Raw genomic sequence first — 16,123 nt, forward strand, 5'->3', positions numbered from 1 at the left:
TTTCAATTCTGACGTAATCGTTTGCCTTTAAATCCCTACAAAACTTGCTATGTTTCTGGAGAAATAAATGCAAAATAATACCCTATGGTTCAATGGCCTATCCATGGAAGATGTCGACAAGGTCGGCGGTAAGAACGCCTCACTCGGCGAGATGGTTTCTAACCTATCCAATGCTGGTGTTTCTGTACCAAATGGTTTTGCTACCACTTCTTATGCGTTTAACGAGTTTCTAGACTACAAAGGTCTTGATGAGCGCATTCACCAACTACTTGATGAACTTGATGTTGAAGACGTTGAAGCTCTGCGTAAGACAGGTGCAACGATTCGCCAATGGGTTCTTGAAGCCCCTTTCCCAGAATCCCTAGAGCAAGATATCCGCGATAACTACCGTGAGCTGATCGAAGGCAATGATGAATTGTCTGTAGCGGTTCGTTCATCGGCAACAGCGGAAGACCTTCCTGATGCTTCGTTTGCTGGTCAACAAGAGACCTTCCTAAACGTAAAAGGCATCGATGCAGTTCTAGAAGCAACAAAACACGTATACGCATCTCTGTTTAACGACCGCGCTATCTCTTACCGTGTGCACCAAGGCTTTGACCACCGTGGCATCTCGCTTTCTGCGGGTATCCAACGCATGGTTCGTTCAGACAAGGCCTCTTCAGGTGTCATGTTCACCCTTGATACAGAATCAGGCTTCGATCAAGTGGTATTCATCACTTCATCTTGGGGTCTTGGTGAAATGGTTGTTCAAGGTGCAGTGAACCCAGATGAGTTCTACGTTCACAAGCCGATGCTTGAAGCGGGTCAGTACCCTATCGTTAAGAAAACGTTCGGTTCTAAACTGATCAAGATGATCTACTCAACTAACCAAGAGATCGGTAAGCAAGTTGATATCATCGACACAGATACTCAAGAGCGTAACGAGTTCTCACTGAACGATGAAGAGATCAAAGAGCTAGCAAAACAAGCGATGATCATCGAGAAGCACTACCAACGTCCAATGGATATTGAGTGGGCGAAAGATGGCATCGACGGTAAGCTTTACATTGTTCAAGCGCGTCCAGAGACCGTATGTTCTCAAAGCGAGCAAAACGTCATTGAGCGTTACGAACTAAGCAACAAAGCAGACGTAGCGGTTGAAGGCCGTGCTATCGGTCAACGTATCGGCTCTGGCCCTGTACGTCTGGTTGATTCATTGGATCAAATGTCTTTGGTTCAAGAAGGTGACGTTCTAGTCACTGACATGACTGACCCAGACTGGGAACCAGTGATGAAGAAAGCTTCTGCGATTGTAACCAACCGTGGCGGTCGTACTTGTCACGCAGCGATCATCGCTCGTGAACTTGGCATCCCAGCGATTGTTGGTTGTGGTGACGCAACAAGCCGCCTAGAAGATGGTTCTACAGTGACGGTTTCGTGTGCAGAAGGTGAAACAGGTTACGTTTACCAAGGTGAGCTGGATTTCGAAATCAAGCGCTCTGCCGTTGACGAACTACCACTGCTTCCAACCAAAGTGATGATGAACGTCGGTAACCCTGATCGTGCATTCGACTTCGCTCAAATCCCGAACGAAGGTGTTGGTCTGGCTCGTCTAGAGTTCATCATCAACAAGATGATCGGTATTCACCCGAAAGCGCTACTTAACTTTGATGCACAGAGCGATGAGCTTAAAGCTGAAATCACTGAGCGTATCCGTGGCTACAAAGATCCTATCGATTTCTACGTAAGCAAGCTAACAGAGGGCATCGCGACTATCGCTTCTGCGTTCTGGCCTAAACGTGTGATCGTACGTATGTCTGACTTTAAGTCTAACGAATACAGCAACCTAGTCGGTGGTAAAGAGTTTGAACCGCATGAAGAGAACCCAATGCTGGGCTTCCGTGGTGCTTCTCGTTACATTTCTCCAGTATTCGAAGACTGTTTTGAGCTAGAGACTCAAGCGATCAAACGCGTACGTAACGAGATGGGTCTTAAGAACGTTGAAATCATGATTCCTTTCGTACGTACTCCAAGCGAAGCGGCATCGGTTATCGATCTTCTAGCGAAATTCAACCTGCGTCGTGGCGACCAAGGTCTGAAAGTGATCATGATGTGTGAGCTGCCATCTAACGCAGTATTGGCTGAAGAGTTCTTGAAGTACTTCGATGGCTTCTCTATCGGCTCTAACGACATGACTCAGCTAACGCTTGGCCTTGACCGTGACTCTGGTGATGTTGCTCATTTATTTGACGAGCGTAACCCAGCAGTGAAAGCGATGCTGAAGATGGCAATTGATGCAGCAACCAAAGCAGGCAAATACGTAGGTATCTGTGGCCAAGGTCCATCGGATCACGATGACCTAGCAGAGTGGTTAATGGAGCAAGGCATCAGCTCTGTATCTCTAAACCCTGATACGGTTATCGATACATGGTTGAAGCTAGGTAAGGTCGCGAATAAGTAGTCCTTAGACCAAGCCTAAGCACAAACAACAAAGCCAGTCGCAATGACTGGCTTTTTCATATCAGTAGGCTTCACAGAGTCAGATTAGAAGTAGTAACGAACACCAATCCAAGCTTCTGTTTGCCAATCATTAGGCATGGACGCATTTTTCACATCAACATCCGTTTTGGTAATGTCATAACGAGTATTCAACCACCAAGTTCTTGCCGTGTTCATCGGCACATTTAACGATGTTTTGAATGACAAGTTCTGCATGTCGATATCATCACCAGAAAGGTCCTGCCACTCCGGTACAAAAGAGACATAGGCACCAGAGTCACCCAGATGCTTAGCGGTGATCAATCCCAGTGAGTACCCCGTCAGGTCATCTTTAGATGATGTAACTCCAGGAATTTCCATACTACCTGTCATCAACCCCGCTCTTGGGAATACCAAGAATCCACCGGTATAGGCTGGATTAATCGCCACAACACCACCCACCGACAACAGGTCATTTTTGATGCTGTTACGGGTATTAATATAATCTAGAGAAAGACCCACTTTAGGCGCAGCCGCAGTGCCCGTTTCAAAGACGTGGAAATACTGGATTCTAGAATTGCTGTACTCAGTACCAAATTTGTCTGGATCACTCAGCGCTGTGTTGCTTTCATCGACAAATGTCGCTTCTGCGAGTAAAGCAAACTGCTGACCATTTTCTAAGCCACCCGATATCTGGCCTTGGAATTGAATATCAGAATTACCGCTCACCATCAGTGCGCTTTGTGTGTACACCTTAGTGACGTCAGCTGGGTCAATAACACGCTCAGATTCGGCATGTGCAGGAATCGATAAACCTAAGCTCAGAGGAATAATTAGGGCAAACTTTTTCATTGTATCTCTCGAAAGTCGTTTGCTTCTTCCTTGAAGCTAGAAAATCCGTCTGTTTCAAATGGGGGGATTACTTGTCAGCAAGTAGTTTTGCAGCAGAGCGCATCAGTGCAGGCGCTTTGTTCTCACCAAAACCAGAGTGATATGGGTTGTTTGAGAACATCACGCCAACAAAGTCACGATCTGGGTCGATGTAGATGAATTGACCGAGGTTGCCACTTTTCGCCATTGCACCATCATTGAAGATGAAGTCGAATTGATACGCGTTATAGTCGGCTTTTTCATGGAAAGCATGTAGAGAGCTAGTCTCTTTGCTGGTGCCAACAAAGGCTTTTGGATCACCGCCGTTGCGAATACGATCAATCACAGCTTGCGAAATCACAGGCTCTTCCGCCACGGCTTTCCAGCTAGGTGTGAACAAGGTGCCCCAACGCGCCATGTCTTCTACCGTTGTCGAAACCAGACCTACTGCGATAGCCATTCCGTCAGGCGTTAGGTTGAATTGCATTGGTTGACGTGCATTCACCTTCGACCAAACGCGATCTTCAAACACTTCTGTCCAAGTTCTGTTTTCAATGTTCTCAACAAGCTTTGTCAGCACCATGGTGTTGATAGATGCATAACGGAAGTGGTCACCTGCTTGCTCACCTTCCAGTTTCTGTGCACCTTGAGCCACTTGCATCCATGTTTCCATTTCACCCGTTTTTGCACGAGGTGAGTTGAACGATGCAGCGAAGAAACGGACCACATCAGAATCTGGGTTTAAGATTGATTGAAGCGTCTCTTCGTTATCAAGAGCCGTAGACATATTGAGCACTTGATGTACCGTGATGTCATCCCAGTTCGTTCCTTTCAATTCTGAAACATAGTGAGTGATGCTCTTCTCTGGGTCGACTTTGCCCTCTTCTGCCAGCATCGCAACCACGGCACCGACGGTTGTCTTAGCGGCTGAAGCCCATACGTGAGTATCTGTTGGGCTCATACCTGGGTATGCTTCATACACGATCTCGCCTTTATGAATCAGCATAAAACCTTGAGTTCTAAACTGCTCATCAGCAAGGTACTGCTCCATCGTCAACTCACCTTTGGCGGTTGTGTCCACAGTCAATTTCGCCAAGCGAGGATCGATGTTCTTCACCAATGGCTTGTAGTTCTCATTGGGTGCAGCTAAAGCCGTTGGCATAAACTCACTCATGTGCATGTTGTAGTAAACACTGTGGTCACCACCCATCTGCCAATGGAAGTTGTTGAAGTTTTCACGCGCTGCGCTAGCAAACTCTGGGGTGAACGCCTTTGGTGCATCTTTGACCGTCAAAGTCACTTGAGCACCTTCCACTTGAAGAGCGGCTTCAACTGGGTTTTGAGCCACAACGTCTGATGCAAAGGCCAGCGATGAAACTGCAAATGATGAGATAATTAGGGCAAGGGGTTTAAGTTTCATGTTCTTCTCCTCTTTGGGGTGAGAGAAGTATAGGGAGGTTGGAGGGTTAAAATTAGGTCATTTGGTGACATTTAAAGTGATAGCGATTACCTTAATAAAGTCACCTCATTTGTAGCGATAGGCAAAAAGATGAAAAAGGCCACAGCCAATACCACCAATATTCTATTGAGTTCGACCAGCAATATTGCACCCTATATTGAGTATTGCGATAAACGCTCACTCGATTGGCGCTCAATCGCTCTTGAGTGTGGCTTGTCCCTTGAGCTAACCCAATCCAACCTATGGCTACCTACGCAAGATTTGGTGCGATTCATAGACTTGCTTGAGCGTAAGTTTGGTTACAGCATTGGCATCGAGGTGGGTATTAAAGCCACGCTCAAACAACTCTCACCAGCGCTACATGAAAAGATTGAACAATGTGACTCACTGGAACAAGCGATACGCTGCCTGATTGTCGAGATCCAGAATCTCAGTAATCACATCACCATCTGGACGGAGTACAAAGACGGTTTTTGGTGGCTATGTCATCGCAGCTGTTATCACCCTTCAACAGCAGGGTTTGAACAAGCTGAGTGGTTTAGAACGCTGACCATAATCAGCCTATGTCGCAGCTTTATCGATCCTCGTTGGCAGCCGTCACATGCAAAACTGGTCTCTTCGAGCCAAAATTCGAATAAGCTCCCACATCATTTCCATTACTCGCATATTCAGTTTCAGCAAGCCTATGGTGCAATCGTCATTCCATTGGCAGAGGATTATCGAGCCATCGATGAAAAAACCGCATCGCTCGATTGGCACGACTCGGTCATCACTTTGATTAACACTTATGCCACTCTGCCATGGTTCAACATAGATTGGTTTGCTGAAATGCTCGGTATGACAAAGCGAACCCTACAACGAAATCTAAAAAGTCGCGACATCTTGTTTAAAGATGAGAAAGAGAAGATCCGACACCAGAAAGCAAAACAATTGCTGGAGCAGACTGATCTGTCAGTACAAGAAATTAGCTGGCAAGTCGGTTATAGCGACCTCAGCAACTTCAATCGCGCCTTTAAAAAGTGGGCGAACAGTACGGCTCCTCAGTATCGGCGCAATTATCGCAACACAGAATAGACAATACCGCGTATTGGTATCGGTCGAACATTGCGCTATCCTTTAGCCAAATCTCGATTGAACGGTTGATCACCGTCCCCTCAATAATTTTAAGACTGTTATGAATTCAACAACTGCAACGCCCTCACCGTCTCTAAGCAGGCAACTTTTTACTATGACCTGGCCAATGCTGTTCGGCGTGCTTTCATTGATGAGTTTTCAGCTTGTCGACAGTGCTTTTATTGGTCAATTGGGCGTATTGCCACTGGCGGCTCAAGGTTTCACCCTGCCAATTCAGATGATCATCATTGGGATTCAAGTCGGACTTGGTATCGCGACCACGGCGGTCATTGCACGCGCTATTGGAGCAAAGAAGGTGCGTTATGCAAAACAGCTAGGTGGCTTGGTGGTTGCAATGGGCGGTGTGGGCGTAGCACTGTTTTCAGTGATCATTTACCTGCTGCGTGGGCCAATTTTGCAACTGTTGGACGCCCCTGAATCGGTGTTTCCAATCATTGATTCTTACTGGATCTACTGGCTAATCAGCTCTTGGACAGGTGCGATGCTGTACTTCTTCTACAGCGTATGTCGCGCCAATGGCAATACCATGCTGCCGGGCACCATGATGATCGCCACCAGCTTGATTAACTTGATCCTCGATCCGATCTTCATTTTCACCTTAGACCTAGGCATCAATGGTGCCGCGATTGCTACCATTCTCGCTTTTGGTATTGGTATCTTCATTGTTGGCCCTAAAGTCGCCAAGAAACACTGGCTAACGTTCGACTGGCAAGATCTTGATATCGGTAAGAGCATCCGCTCGATTGGTCATATTATGGGGCCTGCGATGATCAGCCAATTGCTACCTCCGGTCTCTTCGATGCTAGCAACCAAACTACTGGCAAGCTATGGCACCGCAGCAGTTGCGGCTTGGGCATTGGGTTCACGCTTTGAGTTTTTCGCGATTGTCTCAGTACTGGCTCTAACCATGTCGATGCCACCAATGATTGGGCGCATGTTAGGTGAGAAGAATCTCACTGACATTCGCAGCTTAATTAAAATCGCTGCGACCTTCGTTATCAGTTTCCAAGTCGTCATCGCCTTGGTGACTTGGCTATTCTCTGGTGGGTTAGCCGGGCTTATGACCAGCGACAGCGATGTAACGACCATTCTCAACTATCACCTGATGATTGTTCCAATCAGTCTTGGGCCGCTGGGTATCTGCATGTTGATGGTGTCAGTGTCGAATGCGCTGGGTAAATCCTATACCGCGTTAACTATCTCGGCGTTGCGCCTGTTCGCTTTCTTCCTGCCTTGTTTATGGATTGGCTCACAAATGGCAGGAATTGAAGGGCTGTTCTGGGGTGCAATGGTGGGGAATATCCTTGCAGGCAGCTGCGCTTGGTTGATGTCTCAACGTGCGCTAAAACAAGTTGAGCTCAAACTCGCGACCAAATAACTTTGCTACCATCCTGACACACAAAAGCAGCCAACAAAGGCTGCTTTTTTGGTCTTAGACTGGACAACATTCTAGAGTGAACTCATATAGCAATACTCTTAACACTCTGCTTCAAAGTGCTCCAAAAACTCTCCGCAATCCTTCTGGAACAGAGGCAGTGCTTGGCTGAGCTTCTCATCACTCCAATGCCACCATTGCAGATTATCTAGCCTCTCTGCGTAACTTGGATCTTCGAAGCGTGGACGTAATACCTTGGCTGGGTTGCCGACCACGATCGAGTAAGGCGGTACATCTTTTGTGACCACACTGCCTGCACCAACAATGGCGCCGTTGCCAATCGTCACACCCGGCAGCACAATCGCCCCATGACCAATCCACACATCATGACCTACACGAACTTTGTCCTCTTCGCGCCATGCAAACACCTCATCATCGAGTGAAGCAGGATCTTCACCCAATTGATATTTACCCGGTCGGTAGGTGAAATGGTGCAGTGTTGGACGCCACCATGGGTGGTTACTCGGGTTAAGACGAACAGCTGCTGCAATCGAGGTGAACTTACCGATTTCGGTGAACATCAGATTACTGTCATTCTGGATGTAGCTGTAATCACCGACCACCACGTTGTTTAATACACAGCGGTCGGCAATTTCCGTCCAGCGTCCAAGGTCGACATTATGCAGTTTACTGCTCTCAGCAACGCTTGGTTCGCTGTTCAAGGTTGGGGAAAGAGGTTGGCTCATAGGTTTATCTCCTCGCCATCGTGAAGAATGCGCAGTCGCTCCGAAAATGCTTGTGGGTGCAATTCAGCCCAACTAAGGGTGTGGTGACTGACATGAATCAAGCCAAGATTCTTCGGTTTACACACTTCATCGATGTCTAAAATATGGTGGAAATCATTGTGATTAAGGCTTTCGCGCACTTGATGGTCATCAATAGGTGGGTATGCACAATCGGTGATGAGCCAATCTACAGGGAACTCTTTCAGCCAGCGCTCGGTCTGTTTTGGGAAACCAACGGTGTCGGTTAGATAGGCGATGCGTTTACCCTCAAACTCAAAGCAGTAGCCCAGACAAAGTTTTGAATGATTGAGCGGTAAGGGTGTGATCTTGATACCTTGCCAATAAAATGCCTTAAACGCTTGAGCACGCTGTGAGAAATCTAAAATTCCAGGGTGCTTATACAAGTCATCACATCCCAAAGGATCATCAGGGGAGATCACTGGGATCGTATCTCCTACCCCCCAACGAAGATCAAACAAACTATGAACGTGATCCATGTGATAGTGAGTCAGCAGGATCTGGTCGATTGTTCCTGCAGGAAAACGGCGCATTAGATCGGGCGCATTGGCATCAAGCAATAATACTTTGCCGTTATGCTCGACAAAGGCTGATGACTTTTCACGTCGTAAAGTCGGATTCTCAAGAGCACGTCGACATACGGAACAGTCACAACCGTACACTGGCACCATCGCGCTGTTCGCGGTGCCTAGCATCGTCAGCTTCATACCATGCTCCCCTCTTTTTCAGTTGATTGCGTAGCCAGTTGCTCGGCATGGTGCTTCAACTGACTAAATTGAGCGATGGTCTGCTCAAGTGTGCCGCTATTATCAATACACAAGGTGTTATTGAGTGTTGCTGAACCTGAAGCAGAATCTACGCAATAGTCGGCAGCGCGCTTTAGCCTCAGCGCTATCTCTTGCTCGCTTTCACGTCCTCTTGCTCGCAAACGTGCTTCCAGTACCTCAGGCTTTACGCTGACCACAACAGGAACGAGGCGATCACCAAACAGATTTCTAGCCGCGTCTAGGTACGCCCGTGAACCATTCACCACCACACTTAGACCTGCATCCATCCATTGATGAACCTCTTGCCCTATGCCATAACACAAGCCATGCGCCTGCCAACTCATCGCAAACATATTGCGCGAGTAGCGTACAAAAAACTCATCCTCACTGAGCTCAACATGGTTTTCGCCACCAGCATCGGCTGCGCGGGTGATATAGCGATGTGCCACAACTAAGTCATCGACAAATTGCTCACGTAGCGCAGTGATTATTGAGTCCTTTCCTGAGCCTGATGGGCCAATCACATAGTACAACTGGCCCGGCTTATCCGCGATTGGGGCAGAGTTCACCGCCCCATTCGCGTCAAATGGGTTACCTTTCGACATGGATTAAAATACCTTGTTACCTTCACGCCACACGCGAGACACCAGCTGATGATCATCCACACGACGCGCCAATACCAAGTCAGCGCGTTTACCCTCTGCTATCACACCGCGGTCGTTCAGTCCCAAAGCCTGTGCTGGGTTGAGTGTCGCCAGTTTGACTGCCTGAGCCACATCCAAACTGTTGCGTTCATCATGAACCAGAGTGAACACCGCATCCAACAAGCTCACTGGATAATAGTCTGAAGAGAGAATATCCAGCACACCCAAAGACGCCAGTTCATGTGCAGCAACGTTACCAGAGTGAGAACCACCACGAATCACATTTGGCGCCCCCATCATCACCTTCAAGCCGAGCTCATGAGAACGTTTCGCCGCCTCAACTGTGGTTGGGAATTCCGCTATCACCATGCCTAGATCTTTAGATTCCGTGACGTGTGCACTTGTTGCGTCGTCATGGCTTGCTGTTGGAATACCAAGCTCTCGACATTGGCGACATATTTCATCACGGTTCTGCTTAGACCAACGCTCTGACTTTACGATTTGATCTTTTTCGAACGCCGCCATCTCAGCATCATCCATGTTGTACTTGCCTTGATAATAAGTGCGGTACTTATCGAGATTGACAAACTGACGCTGACCCGGGGCATGATCCATCAAAGAAACCAATTGCACTTCCGGCATGTTCACGTAACGCTCAAACAGACCAACCGTAGTTGAGTGTGGCACTTCACAGCGAAGATGCAGACGGTGCTCGGCACGTGTTAATCCACGTTTTTGGCTCTCCGCAACGGTATTGATAAACAGATCCAGATTCTCTTGTCGATTACCATCACGGTAGTCACCAAGCGCAACGGCATCCAATACCGTAGTGATACCCGAGCCAATCAACTGAGTATCGTGAGCGCTCATCGCTGAAAATGGCGGCCAATTCACTTTTGGCCTTGGCGTGAAGTACTTCTCTAGGTTATCGGTATGCAGCTCAATCAAACCCGGCATTAAAAAGCCATTCTCACCATCAAAGGCATTGGGTAATTGACTGGTGCTGTCAGACATATTGGCAATGACGCCATCACGAAGCTCAACTGAACCTCGCACCACTTCGTTTTCCAAAACCAGATTTACGTTGGTAATAATCATTTGCGTTGGCTCCCTTTACGCACACGCCGTTGTGAGTTGTTTTGGTAAAATGTCTTTCTGTTGCTTAACGTCATACAGTCTGTCAGCGACCAGATCACGTGTTGCTTCGTCGTGGAAGATACCGATGATCGCCGCACCGCCCGCTTTGGCTTCTTCAATCAGGCTAACCACAACCGCACTGTTGGTTGCGTCTAACGAAGCCGTTGGCTCATCAAGTAACAAGATCGGGTAATCGACAATAAAGCCTCGAGCGATGTTCACACGCTGCTGTTCTCCACCAGAGAAGGTCGCAGGAGCAAGGTGCCAAAGATGCTCTGGGACATTGAGGCGAGTCAGCAATTGCTTCGCTTTTTGTTCCGCCTCTTTCGCGCAGCCACCCATCTCTATCATCGGTTGCATCACCACCTCTAATGCGCTGATACGAGGGATGACTCGCAAGAACTGGCTCACCCAACCAATGGTGTGTTTACGCACATTGATCACTTCTCTTGGCGTCGCCGTTGCCAAATCCAAAGTTCGCCCTTGATGTTCAATTTTGATGGAACCCGAATCGACCAGATAGTTAGCGTAGAGAGCGCGCAACAAGGTTGATTTACCTGAGCCAGAGTGGCCGTGTAGCACCACACACTCGCCACTGTCTACGGAGAAGTTAGCCCCTTTAAGAACGGGTAGCTCCACGCCATTCTGGTTATGCAGCACAAAGGTTTTGCTGACGTTGTTTACGGTTAGTTTGGTATTCATTTCGTCGTCCTTAGTTCTGCAACACAGAAGAAACAAGCAGTTGAGTGTATGGGTGTTGTGGGTCATCAAGCACTTGATCGGTCAAGCCACTCTCAACCACTTCGCTTCGACGCATCACCATCAAGCGGTGTGCTAATAAACGCGCGACCGCCAGATCGTGAGTGACGATCACAACCGCCAGTTCTAATTCCGTCACCAAGCGACGGAGTAAATCTAATAGCTTGGCTTGTACCGACACATCCAATCCACCCGTCGGCTCATCCATGAAAATCAGCTTCGGATGGGTGACCAGATTACGTGCGATCTGCAATCTTTGCTGCATACCGCCTGAAAAAGTTGTTGGCATGTCATCCATGCGGTCTTGTGGGATCTCAACATCGCCGAGCCACTTCGCCGATTTTTGACGAATTTCACCGTAGTTACGCTCACCCACCGCCATTAGACGCTCACCAATATTGCCACCCGCCGACACTCGACCACGCAGACCGTCCATCGGGTGTTGATGCACCACCCCCCATTCAGTACGCAGTAGGTGACGACGTTGGCTCTCTGCCATCTGGTAGAGATCTTCAAGCTGTGTGATTTGTTGGTCAGCGTCACCGCGTAGGTAGATAACCTCACCACTATCCGGCGTCTGGCGGCCAGAAAGCGACTTCAATAAGGTACTTTTACCAGAGCCCGATTCACCGACGATGCCAAGCACCTCACCCGGGTAGAGATCGAACGACACGTTTTGAAAGCCCTTGCCCGGCGCGTAGAGTTTGGTCAGATTAGAGACAGACAACAGTGGCTGCTCTGACGGATTCGGTTGTTGTTGCATCTTGGTCAAAGCATTCATGCGTTTTTCTCCTGTTGCTGGCGGCAGTAATCTGTGTCTGAACACACGAACATGTGAGTGCCTTGGTCATCCATGACGACTTCATCAAGGAAGGTATCGGTTGAACCACAAATCGCGCACGGCTCATCCCATTGTTGAACTTCAAACGGGTGATCTTCAAAATCTAGGCTCTGAACCTTGGTGTACGGGGGAATTGCGTAGATACGCTTTTCTCGTCCCGCACCAAACAGTTGCAGTGCCGCCATATGGTCCATTTTCGGGTTATCGAACTTAGGGATTGGCGATGGGTCCATGATGTAGCGGTCGTTAACGCGAACTGGGTAGGCATACGCCGTCGAAATATGACCAAAGCGCGCAATGTCCTCATACAGTTTGACGTGCATAATTCCGTACTCTTGCAGAGCATGCATCTTACGAGTCTCAGTTTCACGTGGCTCAATAAAACGCAGCGGCTCAGGGATTGGTACTTGGTAGACCAAAATCTGATCTTCTTGCAACGCAACCTCAGGAATACGGTGACGTGTCTGAATGATGCTGGCTTCGGTGGTTTTCTCTGTGGTTTGAGCGCTAGCAATTGACTTGAAGAACTCACGGATCGACACCGCGTTGGTCGTATCATCTGCGCCTTGGTCGATCACCTTGAGCACATCCGGCAGACCAATGATCGCGGCCGTGATCTGCACACCACCTGTACCCCAACCATAAGGCATAGGCATCTCACGCCCACCAAAAGGCACCTGATAGCCCGGAATCGAGACTGCTTTTAGCAAGGCACGACGAATCATGCGTTTGGTTTGTTCATCAAGGTAGCCATAGTTATAACCTGTTGTTCCAACACAACTTGTCGTGAGGTTAGTCTGTGCGTCCGTCATATTGTTAGTTTCAACTGGCGCGTTAAGGGTTGCTGTGTTCATGATTGACCTCCTTGTGCTTCGTCATTGCTTTGCTGAGCCATTAATTCATCGTGCTCTTTGTGCATTTTTCTCAACAGTTCCAGTTCCGCTTGGAAGTCGACGTAGTGAGGAAGTTTCAGGTGAGATACAAAGCCTGCCGCCTCTACGTTATCGGAGTGCGACAAGACGAATTCTTCATCTTGAGCAGGGCCATCCACAGGCTCATCGTACTCTGGCGCTTGCAGTGAGCGGTCAACCAGCGCCATCGACATCGCCTTGCGTTCTGTCGCGCCAAAAGTCAGGCCATAGCCACGGGTTAATTTGGCTTTCTGCTGCTTGTTGCCGACAAAGCCGTTGATCATTTGACATTCGGTCAGCTCAATCTCACCAATGTCAATGCTGAAGCCCAGCTCCTCTGGTTCAATAGACAAGGTCGAAAAACCGGTGCGAATCTCGCCTGCAAATGGGTGGTTACGACCATAACCACGCTGAGTCGAGTAGCTGAGTGCCAGTAAGAAACCTTCATCGCCACGTACCAAGTTTTGTAAACGTGCGCTGCGGTCGCATGGGTAGTTCACCGGATTCATAGTGATATCTTCCGGCACTTGCTGGTCATCTTCTTCGCTCAACATCATGTCGAGGTTTTCAAGAATACCCAGCACCTGTGGACAAGGTTCGGTATCGCTCACCTCTTGCGTTGGAATGCGTGGCGTTTCCCCTTCGGCAAGCAAGCTAAAATCTAATAGACGATGGGTGTAATCGTAGGTGGGACCTAGAATTTGACCGCCCGGTAGATCCTTATAGGTCGCCGAGATACGGCGCTCAATTCGCATAGTGTTAGTATCAACCGGCTGCGCCGTGATCAGGCGTGGTAACGTGGTTCGATACGCGCGCAACAAGAAGATCGCTTCGACTAGATCACCTGCCGCTTGCTTAATCGCCAGCGCCGCTAATTGTTTGTCGTAGATGCCACCTTCCGTCATCACTCGATCGACAGAGCCTGATAGCTGTTCTTGAATCTGCTCAACCGTGAGCTCTGGCAATTCTGGATTACCACGGCGCTTCTTGGCTTGCAGTTGGTGCGCAAGAGCTATCGCTTTTTCTCCACCTTTTACAGCAACGTACATGTCATCATCTCCACTTTGGTTGTTCGAGGCAGGCAAAGCACTTGTTGGTTAGCCACAAAGATAAAGTCCACACCCTGTGGGAATTTCACCAACCGCTGACGAACTTCAAGGTAGGCGATAAAATCAGCAGGCAGGCCGCTCATTAACGTCGTCTGCGTCGTTTTAATCCCCGGGCCGCTAAGCGCTAACTCGGTGCCCGCACCGAAGCTATCAAGCTCAACAATGACGGTAGTCGATGTATCCGGGTACTCTTCATTGCCCAAGTTGAATGTCAGCTCAGACCAATCCAGATCCATAAGATCCTGCTCGGAGATGACGGCAAAGCTTGCTTGCTGGGTCTGATCCACCAGCGGAGCACCAATGTGAAATTTGATGTTTTCTGTTACTGCGTGATCGGCCTTAAATGTCTCTGAAAGCCAGATTGGTGTTGCGTTGTCTGCCATCGAAAGCAGCGTCTGCGCTGCGGCACTCATCATTGAGCCAAAGCCGACACAGCGATTCAATGTCACTACCTTTCCGGGCTCTGACATCGCTTTAAGCAGCAAGCGAAAACACTGCTGGCTATCATGAACTGCATCTTGAAATGCAGGAGAAATCATACTCATGGAATTCGTTCTAACCTGTTTAATTCATTAATTTTTATCGGTTTTACCGGTCTTTTCAGTGAGTCTTTCCATCACTAATGAACCAGTCTTACTCGTGCCCCTAGTCTTCACCGCGGACCTAATCTTCTCCGCGAACCTAATCTTCGCCGCGAACCATAGTAAAAAAGTCCACCTTACTGGCTGCGACTTCCTGGCGACGTTGACTATCACGCTCGTGTTTCATTGCCGCTAATGGCTCAATGACTTGCGTATTGATCGCTTCCGCCTGCTTTCCGTTCTGCATCAACGCATCAATTACAGCAGCTAGTTCTGCATGTGGCTTGTCACGGCCCTGTAGGTAGCTGTAACCCAACTCGCCGCTATTCAGCTTGATCACCGCGCGAGTGATGGTCACATCGCCCATATTGAACTGACGCCCTGTTGAGCCCATGCGAGCGCGTACCTGTGCCAAACCAATCTCGGGTTGTCGTACCATGGCGTATTCGGCGTTTAGCCCTAACTCGTCCCAATGCGCTTTTAACTCGGTGAACGAGCTCTGTGCGAGTACTGACATCCACTTTTGTCGCTCTTTTAAAGCTGTCATTTAGTGCTCCATTACTATTTCTGTTGCGTCGGCACGGGTATTGGAGCTGGAAAACTCCGCGATCACTTGTGTGCCTTTAATTACGTTGGTGGTTTTAATCTTAAGAAGTGGCGTACTGGTGCTGATGTGCAGCAGTCGACACTCTTCATTGCTTGGTATCTTTGCCCCGATGCGAGTCTGTTTTCGTTCTAGGTCGATATCGAGGCCGCGCTTAATAAACTGGTGCAAAGATCCGCTGGTAAAGTTCTTCAATACTGACCACCACGCTGTATCTGGTAGGTAGTGGTCAATGATGGTCCTCGGCGACTCTTCAGTTTTCCGAAAGGTGCGAATATGAATCACCTTGCTACCCTCTTCGATACCGAGATAGCCCGCGATCTTGGACGGTGCACTAATCAATCGAGATTGCAGCACTTCACATCTTGGCATCGCCCCTTGTTCAATCAGGTTCTTGGTAAAGTGCGCCCCAGAGTGAAGTCGATATTCACTCGGCTGACGTATCACCATGTTTCCTTTGCCTTGATGACGTTGAATCAACCCCGCAGCAACCAACTCATCAATCGAGCGACGCAGCGTATGGCGATTAACACAGAAGCGCTCGGCAAGTTTCGACTCGGTCGGCAGGTAATCACCGGGCACGAACTGCTCTTTCACTTCTTTTTCAAGCTCTGAAGCGATATCCAAATAAACAGGCATTCGCTGCATTTCCTTTTCGATAATTCAATAAGT

16 protein-coding genes are annotated in these 16,123 nt (G+C 48.6%); 3 read left to right on the plus strand and 13 right to left on the minus strand.

The features are described 5' to 3' along the window. Positions 1-67 precede the first annotated feature (67 nt). Positions 68-2,440, plus strand: coding sequence for a phosphoenolpyruvate synthase (gene ppsA / locus KI655_RS06670; protein ID WP_285402931.1), 2,373 nt, complete (start codon positions 68-70; stop codon positions 2,438-2,440). Positions 2,441-2,523: 83 nt separating this feature from the next. Here ppsA and KI655_RS06675 read toward each other — a convergent pair whose 3' ends face one another. Further along, complete coding sequence (locus tag KI655_RS06675) at positions 2,524-3,309, minus strand: hypothetical protein (protein ID WP_285402932.1); 786 nt, start codon at positions 3,307-3,309, stop codon at positions 2,524-2,526. Between the two features lie 67 nt (positions 3,310-3,376). After that, the gene (locus KI655_RS06680) at positions 3,377-4,747 is read right to left on the minus strand and encodes a serine hydrolase (protein ID WP_285402933.1); all 1,371 of its coding nucleotides are present in this window, start codon (positions 4,745-4,747) and stop codon (positions 3,377-3,379) included. Positions 4,748-4,876: 129 nt separating this feature from the next. On the opposite strand from KI655_RS06680, the gene KI655_RS06685 reads away from it, so the two are divergent. Together KI655_RS06685 and KI655_RS06690 are read left to right on the plus strand one after the other, a co-directional pair. Further along, a complete protein-coding gene (locus tag KI655_RS06685; protein WP_285402934.1) occupies positions 4,877-5,860 on the plus strand; it encodes an AraC family transcriptional regulator in 984 nt (327 codons plus the stop codon). Positions 5,861-5,960: 100 nt separating this feature from the next. Then, on the plus strand, positions 5,961-7,298 hold the full coding sequence (locus KI655_RS06690; RefSeq protein WP_285402935.1) for an MATE family efflux transporter: 1,338 nt from the start codon (positions 5,961-5,963) through the stop codon (positions 7,296-7,298). A gap of 98 nt (positions 7,299-7,396) precedes the next feature. Here the strand turns inward: KI655_RS06690 and KI655_RS06695 are convergent, their stop codons facing one another. The 11 genes from KI655_RS06695 to phnF all read right to left on the minus strand — a co-directional run bounded on the left by KI655_RS06695 (position 7,397) and on the right by phnF (position 16,090). Beyond that, on the minus strand, positions 7,397-8,041 hold the full coding sequence (locus KI655_RS06695) for a DapH/DapD/GlmU-related protein (protein ID WP_285402936.1): 645 nt from the start codon (positions 8,039-8,041) through the stop codon (positions 7,397-7,399). After that, positions 8,038-8,805, minus strand: a complete 768-nt coding sequence (gene phnP, locus KI655_RS06700) for a phosphonate metabolism protein PhnP (RefSeq protein WP_285402937.1) — start codon at positions 8,803-8,805, stop codon at positions 8,038-8,040. Before phnP ends, KI655_RS06695 begins: the two co-directional genes overlap by 4 nt. After that, positions 8,802-9,470, minus strand: coding sequence for a ribose 1,5-bisphosphokinase (gene phnN / locus KI655_RS06705; RefSeq protein WP_285402939.1), 669 nt, complete (start codon positions 9,468-9,470; stop codon positions 8,802-8,804). The genes phnP and phnN overlap by 4 nt, the downstream gene beginning before the upstream one ends. Positions 9,471-9,473: 3 nt before the next feature. Further along, positions 9,474-10,607 carry an alpha-D-ribose 1-methylphosphonate 5-triphosphate diphosphatase gene (gene phnM, locus KI655_RS06710; protein WP_285402942.1) on the minus strand — a complete coding sequence of 378 codons (1,134 nt, stop codon included), beginning with the start codon at positions 10,605-10,607 and terminating at the stop codon, positions 9,474-9,476. Positions 10,608-10,622: 15 nt separating this feature from the next. Beyond that, on the minus strand, positions 10,623-11,348 hold the full coding sequence (gene phnL, locus KI655_RS06715) for a phosphonate C-P lyase system protein PhnL (RefSeq protein ID WP_285402944.1): 726 nt from the start codon (positions 11,346-11,348) through the stop codon (positions 10,623-10,625). 10 nt (positions 11,349-11,358) lie between these two features. Next, positions 11,359-12,186 carry a phosphonate C-P lyase system protein PhnK gene (gene phnK, locus KI655_RS06720; RefSeq protein WP_285402945.1) on the minus strand — a complete coding sequence of 276 codons (828 nt, stop codon included), beginning with the start codon at positions 12,184-12,186 and terminating at the stop codon, positions 11,359-11,361. After that, positions 12,183-13,100, minus strand: a complete 918-nt coding sequence (locus KI655_RS06725) for an alpha-D-ribose 1-methylphosphonate 5-phosphate C-P-lyase PhnJ (protein ID WP_285402947.1) — start codon at positions 13,098-13,100, stop codon at positions 12,183-12,185. The genes phnK and KI655_RS06725 overlap by 4 nt, the downstream gene beginning before the upstream one ends. Further along, positions 13,097-14,206, minus strand: coding sequence for a carbon-phosphorus lyase complex subunit PhnI (locus tag KI655_RS06730; protein WP_285402949.1), 1,110 nt, complete (start codon positions 14,204-14,206; stop codon positions 13,097-13,099). Before KI655_RS06730 ends, KI655_RS06725 begins: the two co-directional genes overlap by 4 nt. After that, positions 14,191-14,811: a phosphonate C-P lyase system protein PhnH gene (gene phnH / locus KI655_RS06735; protein WP_285402951.1), complete on the minus strand. Its 621-nt coding sequence runs from the start codon at positions 14,809-14,811 to the stop codon at positions 14,191-14,193. Before phnH ends, KI655_RS06730 begins: the two co-directional genes overlap by 16 nt. Before the next feature lie 136 nt (positions 14,812-14,947). Beyond that, complete coding sequence (phnG, locus tag KI655_RS06740) at positions 14,948-15,394, minus strand: phosphonate C-P lyase system protein PhnG (RefSeq protein ID WP_285402953.1); 447 nt, start codon at positions 15,392-15,394, stop codon at positions 14,948-14,950. Continuing rightward, a complete protein-coding gene (phnF, locus tag KI655_RS06745; RefSeq protein ID WP_285402955.1) occupies positions 15,395-16,090 on the minus strand; it encodes a phosphonate metabolism transcriptional regulator PhnF in 696 nt (231 codons plus the stop codon). Between the last annotated feature and the right edge of the window lie 33 nt (positions 16,091-16,123).

The organism is Vibrio sp. D404a, assembly GCF_030248535.1.
Lineage (GTDB): Bacteria > Pseudomonadota > Gammaproteobacteria > Enterobacterales > Vibrionaceae > Vibrio.

Coding starts and splice junctions, on each gene's coding strand:
- phnM (WP_285402942.1), bottom strand. CDS start 10,607: ATGATTATTACCAACGTAAATCTGGTTTTGGAAAACGAAGTGGTGCGA.
- phnF (WP_285402955.1), bottom strand. CDS start 16,090: ATGCCTGTTTATTTGGATATCGCTTCAGAGCTTGAAAAAGAAGTGAAA.
- KI655_RS06730 (WP_285402949.1), bottom strand. CDS start 14,206: ATGTACGTTGCTGTAAAAGGTGGAGAAAAAGCGATAGCTCTTGCGCAC.
- phnK (WP_285402945.1), bottom strand. CDS start 12,186: ATGAATGCTTTGACCAAGATGCAACAACAACCGAATCCGTCAGAGCAG.
- phnN (WP_285402939.1), bottom strand. CDS start 9,470: ATGTCGAAAGGTAACCCATTTGACGCGAATGGGGCGGTGAACTCTGCC.
- KI655_RS06680 (WP_285402933.1), bottom strand. CDS start 4,747: ATGAAACTTAAACCCCTTGCCCTAATTATCTCATCATTTGCAGTTTCA.
- KI655_RS06690 (WP_285402935.1), top strand. CDS start 5,961: ATGAATTCAACAACTGCAACGCCCTCACCGTCTCTAAGCAGGCAACTT.
- phnG (WP_285402953.1), bottom strand. CDS start 15,394: ATGACAGCTTTAAAAGAGCGACAAAAGTGGATGTCAGTACTCGCACAG.
- KI655_RS06725 (WP_285402947.1), bottom strand. CDS start 13,100: ATGAACACAGCAACCCTTAACGCGCCAGTTGAAACTAACAATATGACG.
- KI655_RS06675 (WP_285402932.1), bottom strand. CDS start 3,309: ATGAAAAAGTTTGCCCTAATTATTCCTCTGAGCTTAGGTTTATCGATT.
- KI655_RS06685 (WP_285402934.1), top strand. CDS start 4,877: ATGAAAAAGGCCACAGCCAATACCACCAATATTCTATTGAGTTCGACC.
- phnP (WP_285402937.1), bottom strand. CDS start 8,805: ATGAAGCTGACGATGCTAGGCACCGCGAACAGCGCGATGGTGCCAGTG.
- phnL (WP_285402944.1), bottom strand. CDS start 11,348: ATGAATACCAAACTAACCGTAAACAACGTCAGCAAAACCTTTGTGCTG.
- KI655_RS06695 (WP_285402936.1), bottom strand. CDS start 8,041: ATGAGCCAACCTCTTTCCCCAACCTTGAACAGCGAACCAAGCGTTGCT.
- phnH (WP_285402951.1), bottom strand. CDS start 14,811: ATGAGTATGATTTCTCCTGCATTTCAAGATGCAGTTCATGATAGCCAG.
- ppsA (WP_285402931.1), top strand. CDS start 68: ATGCAAAATAATACCCTATGGTTCAATGGCCTATCCATGGAAGATGTC.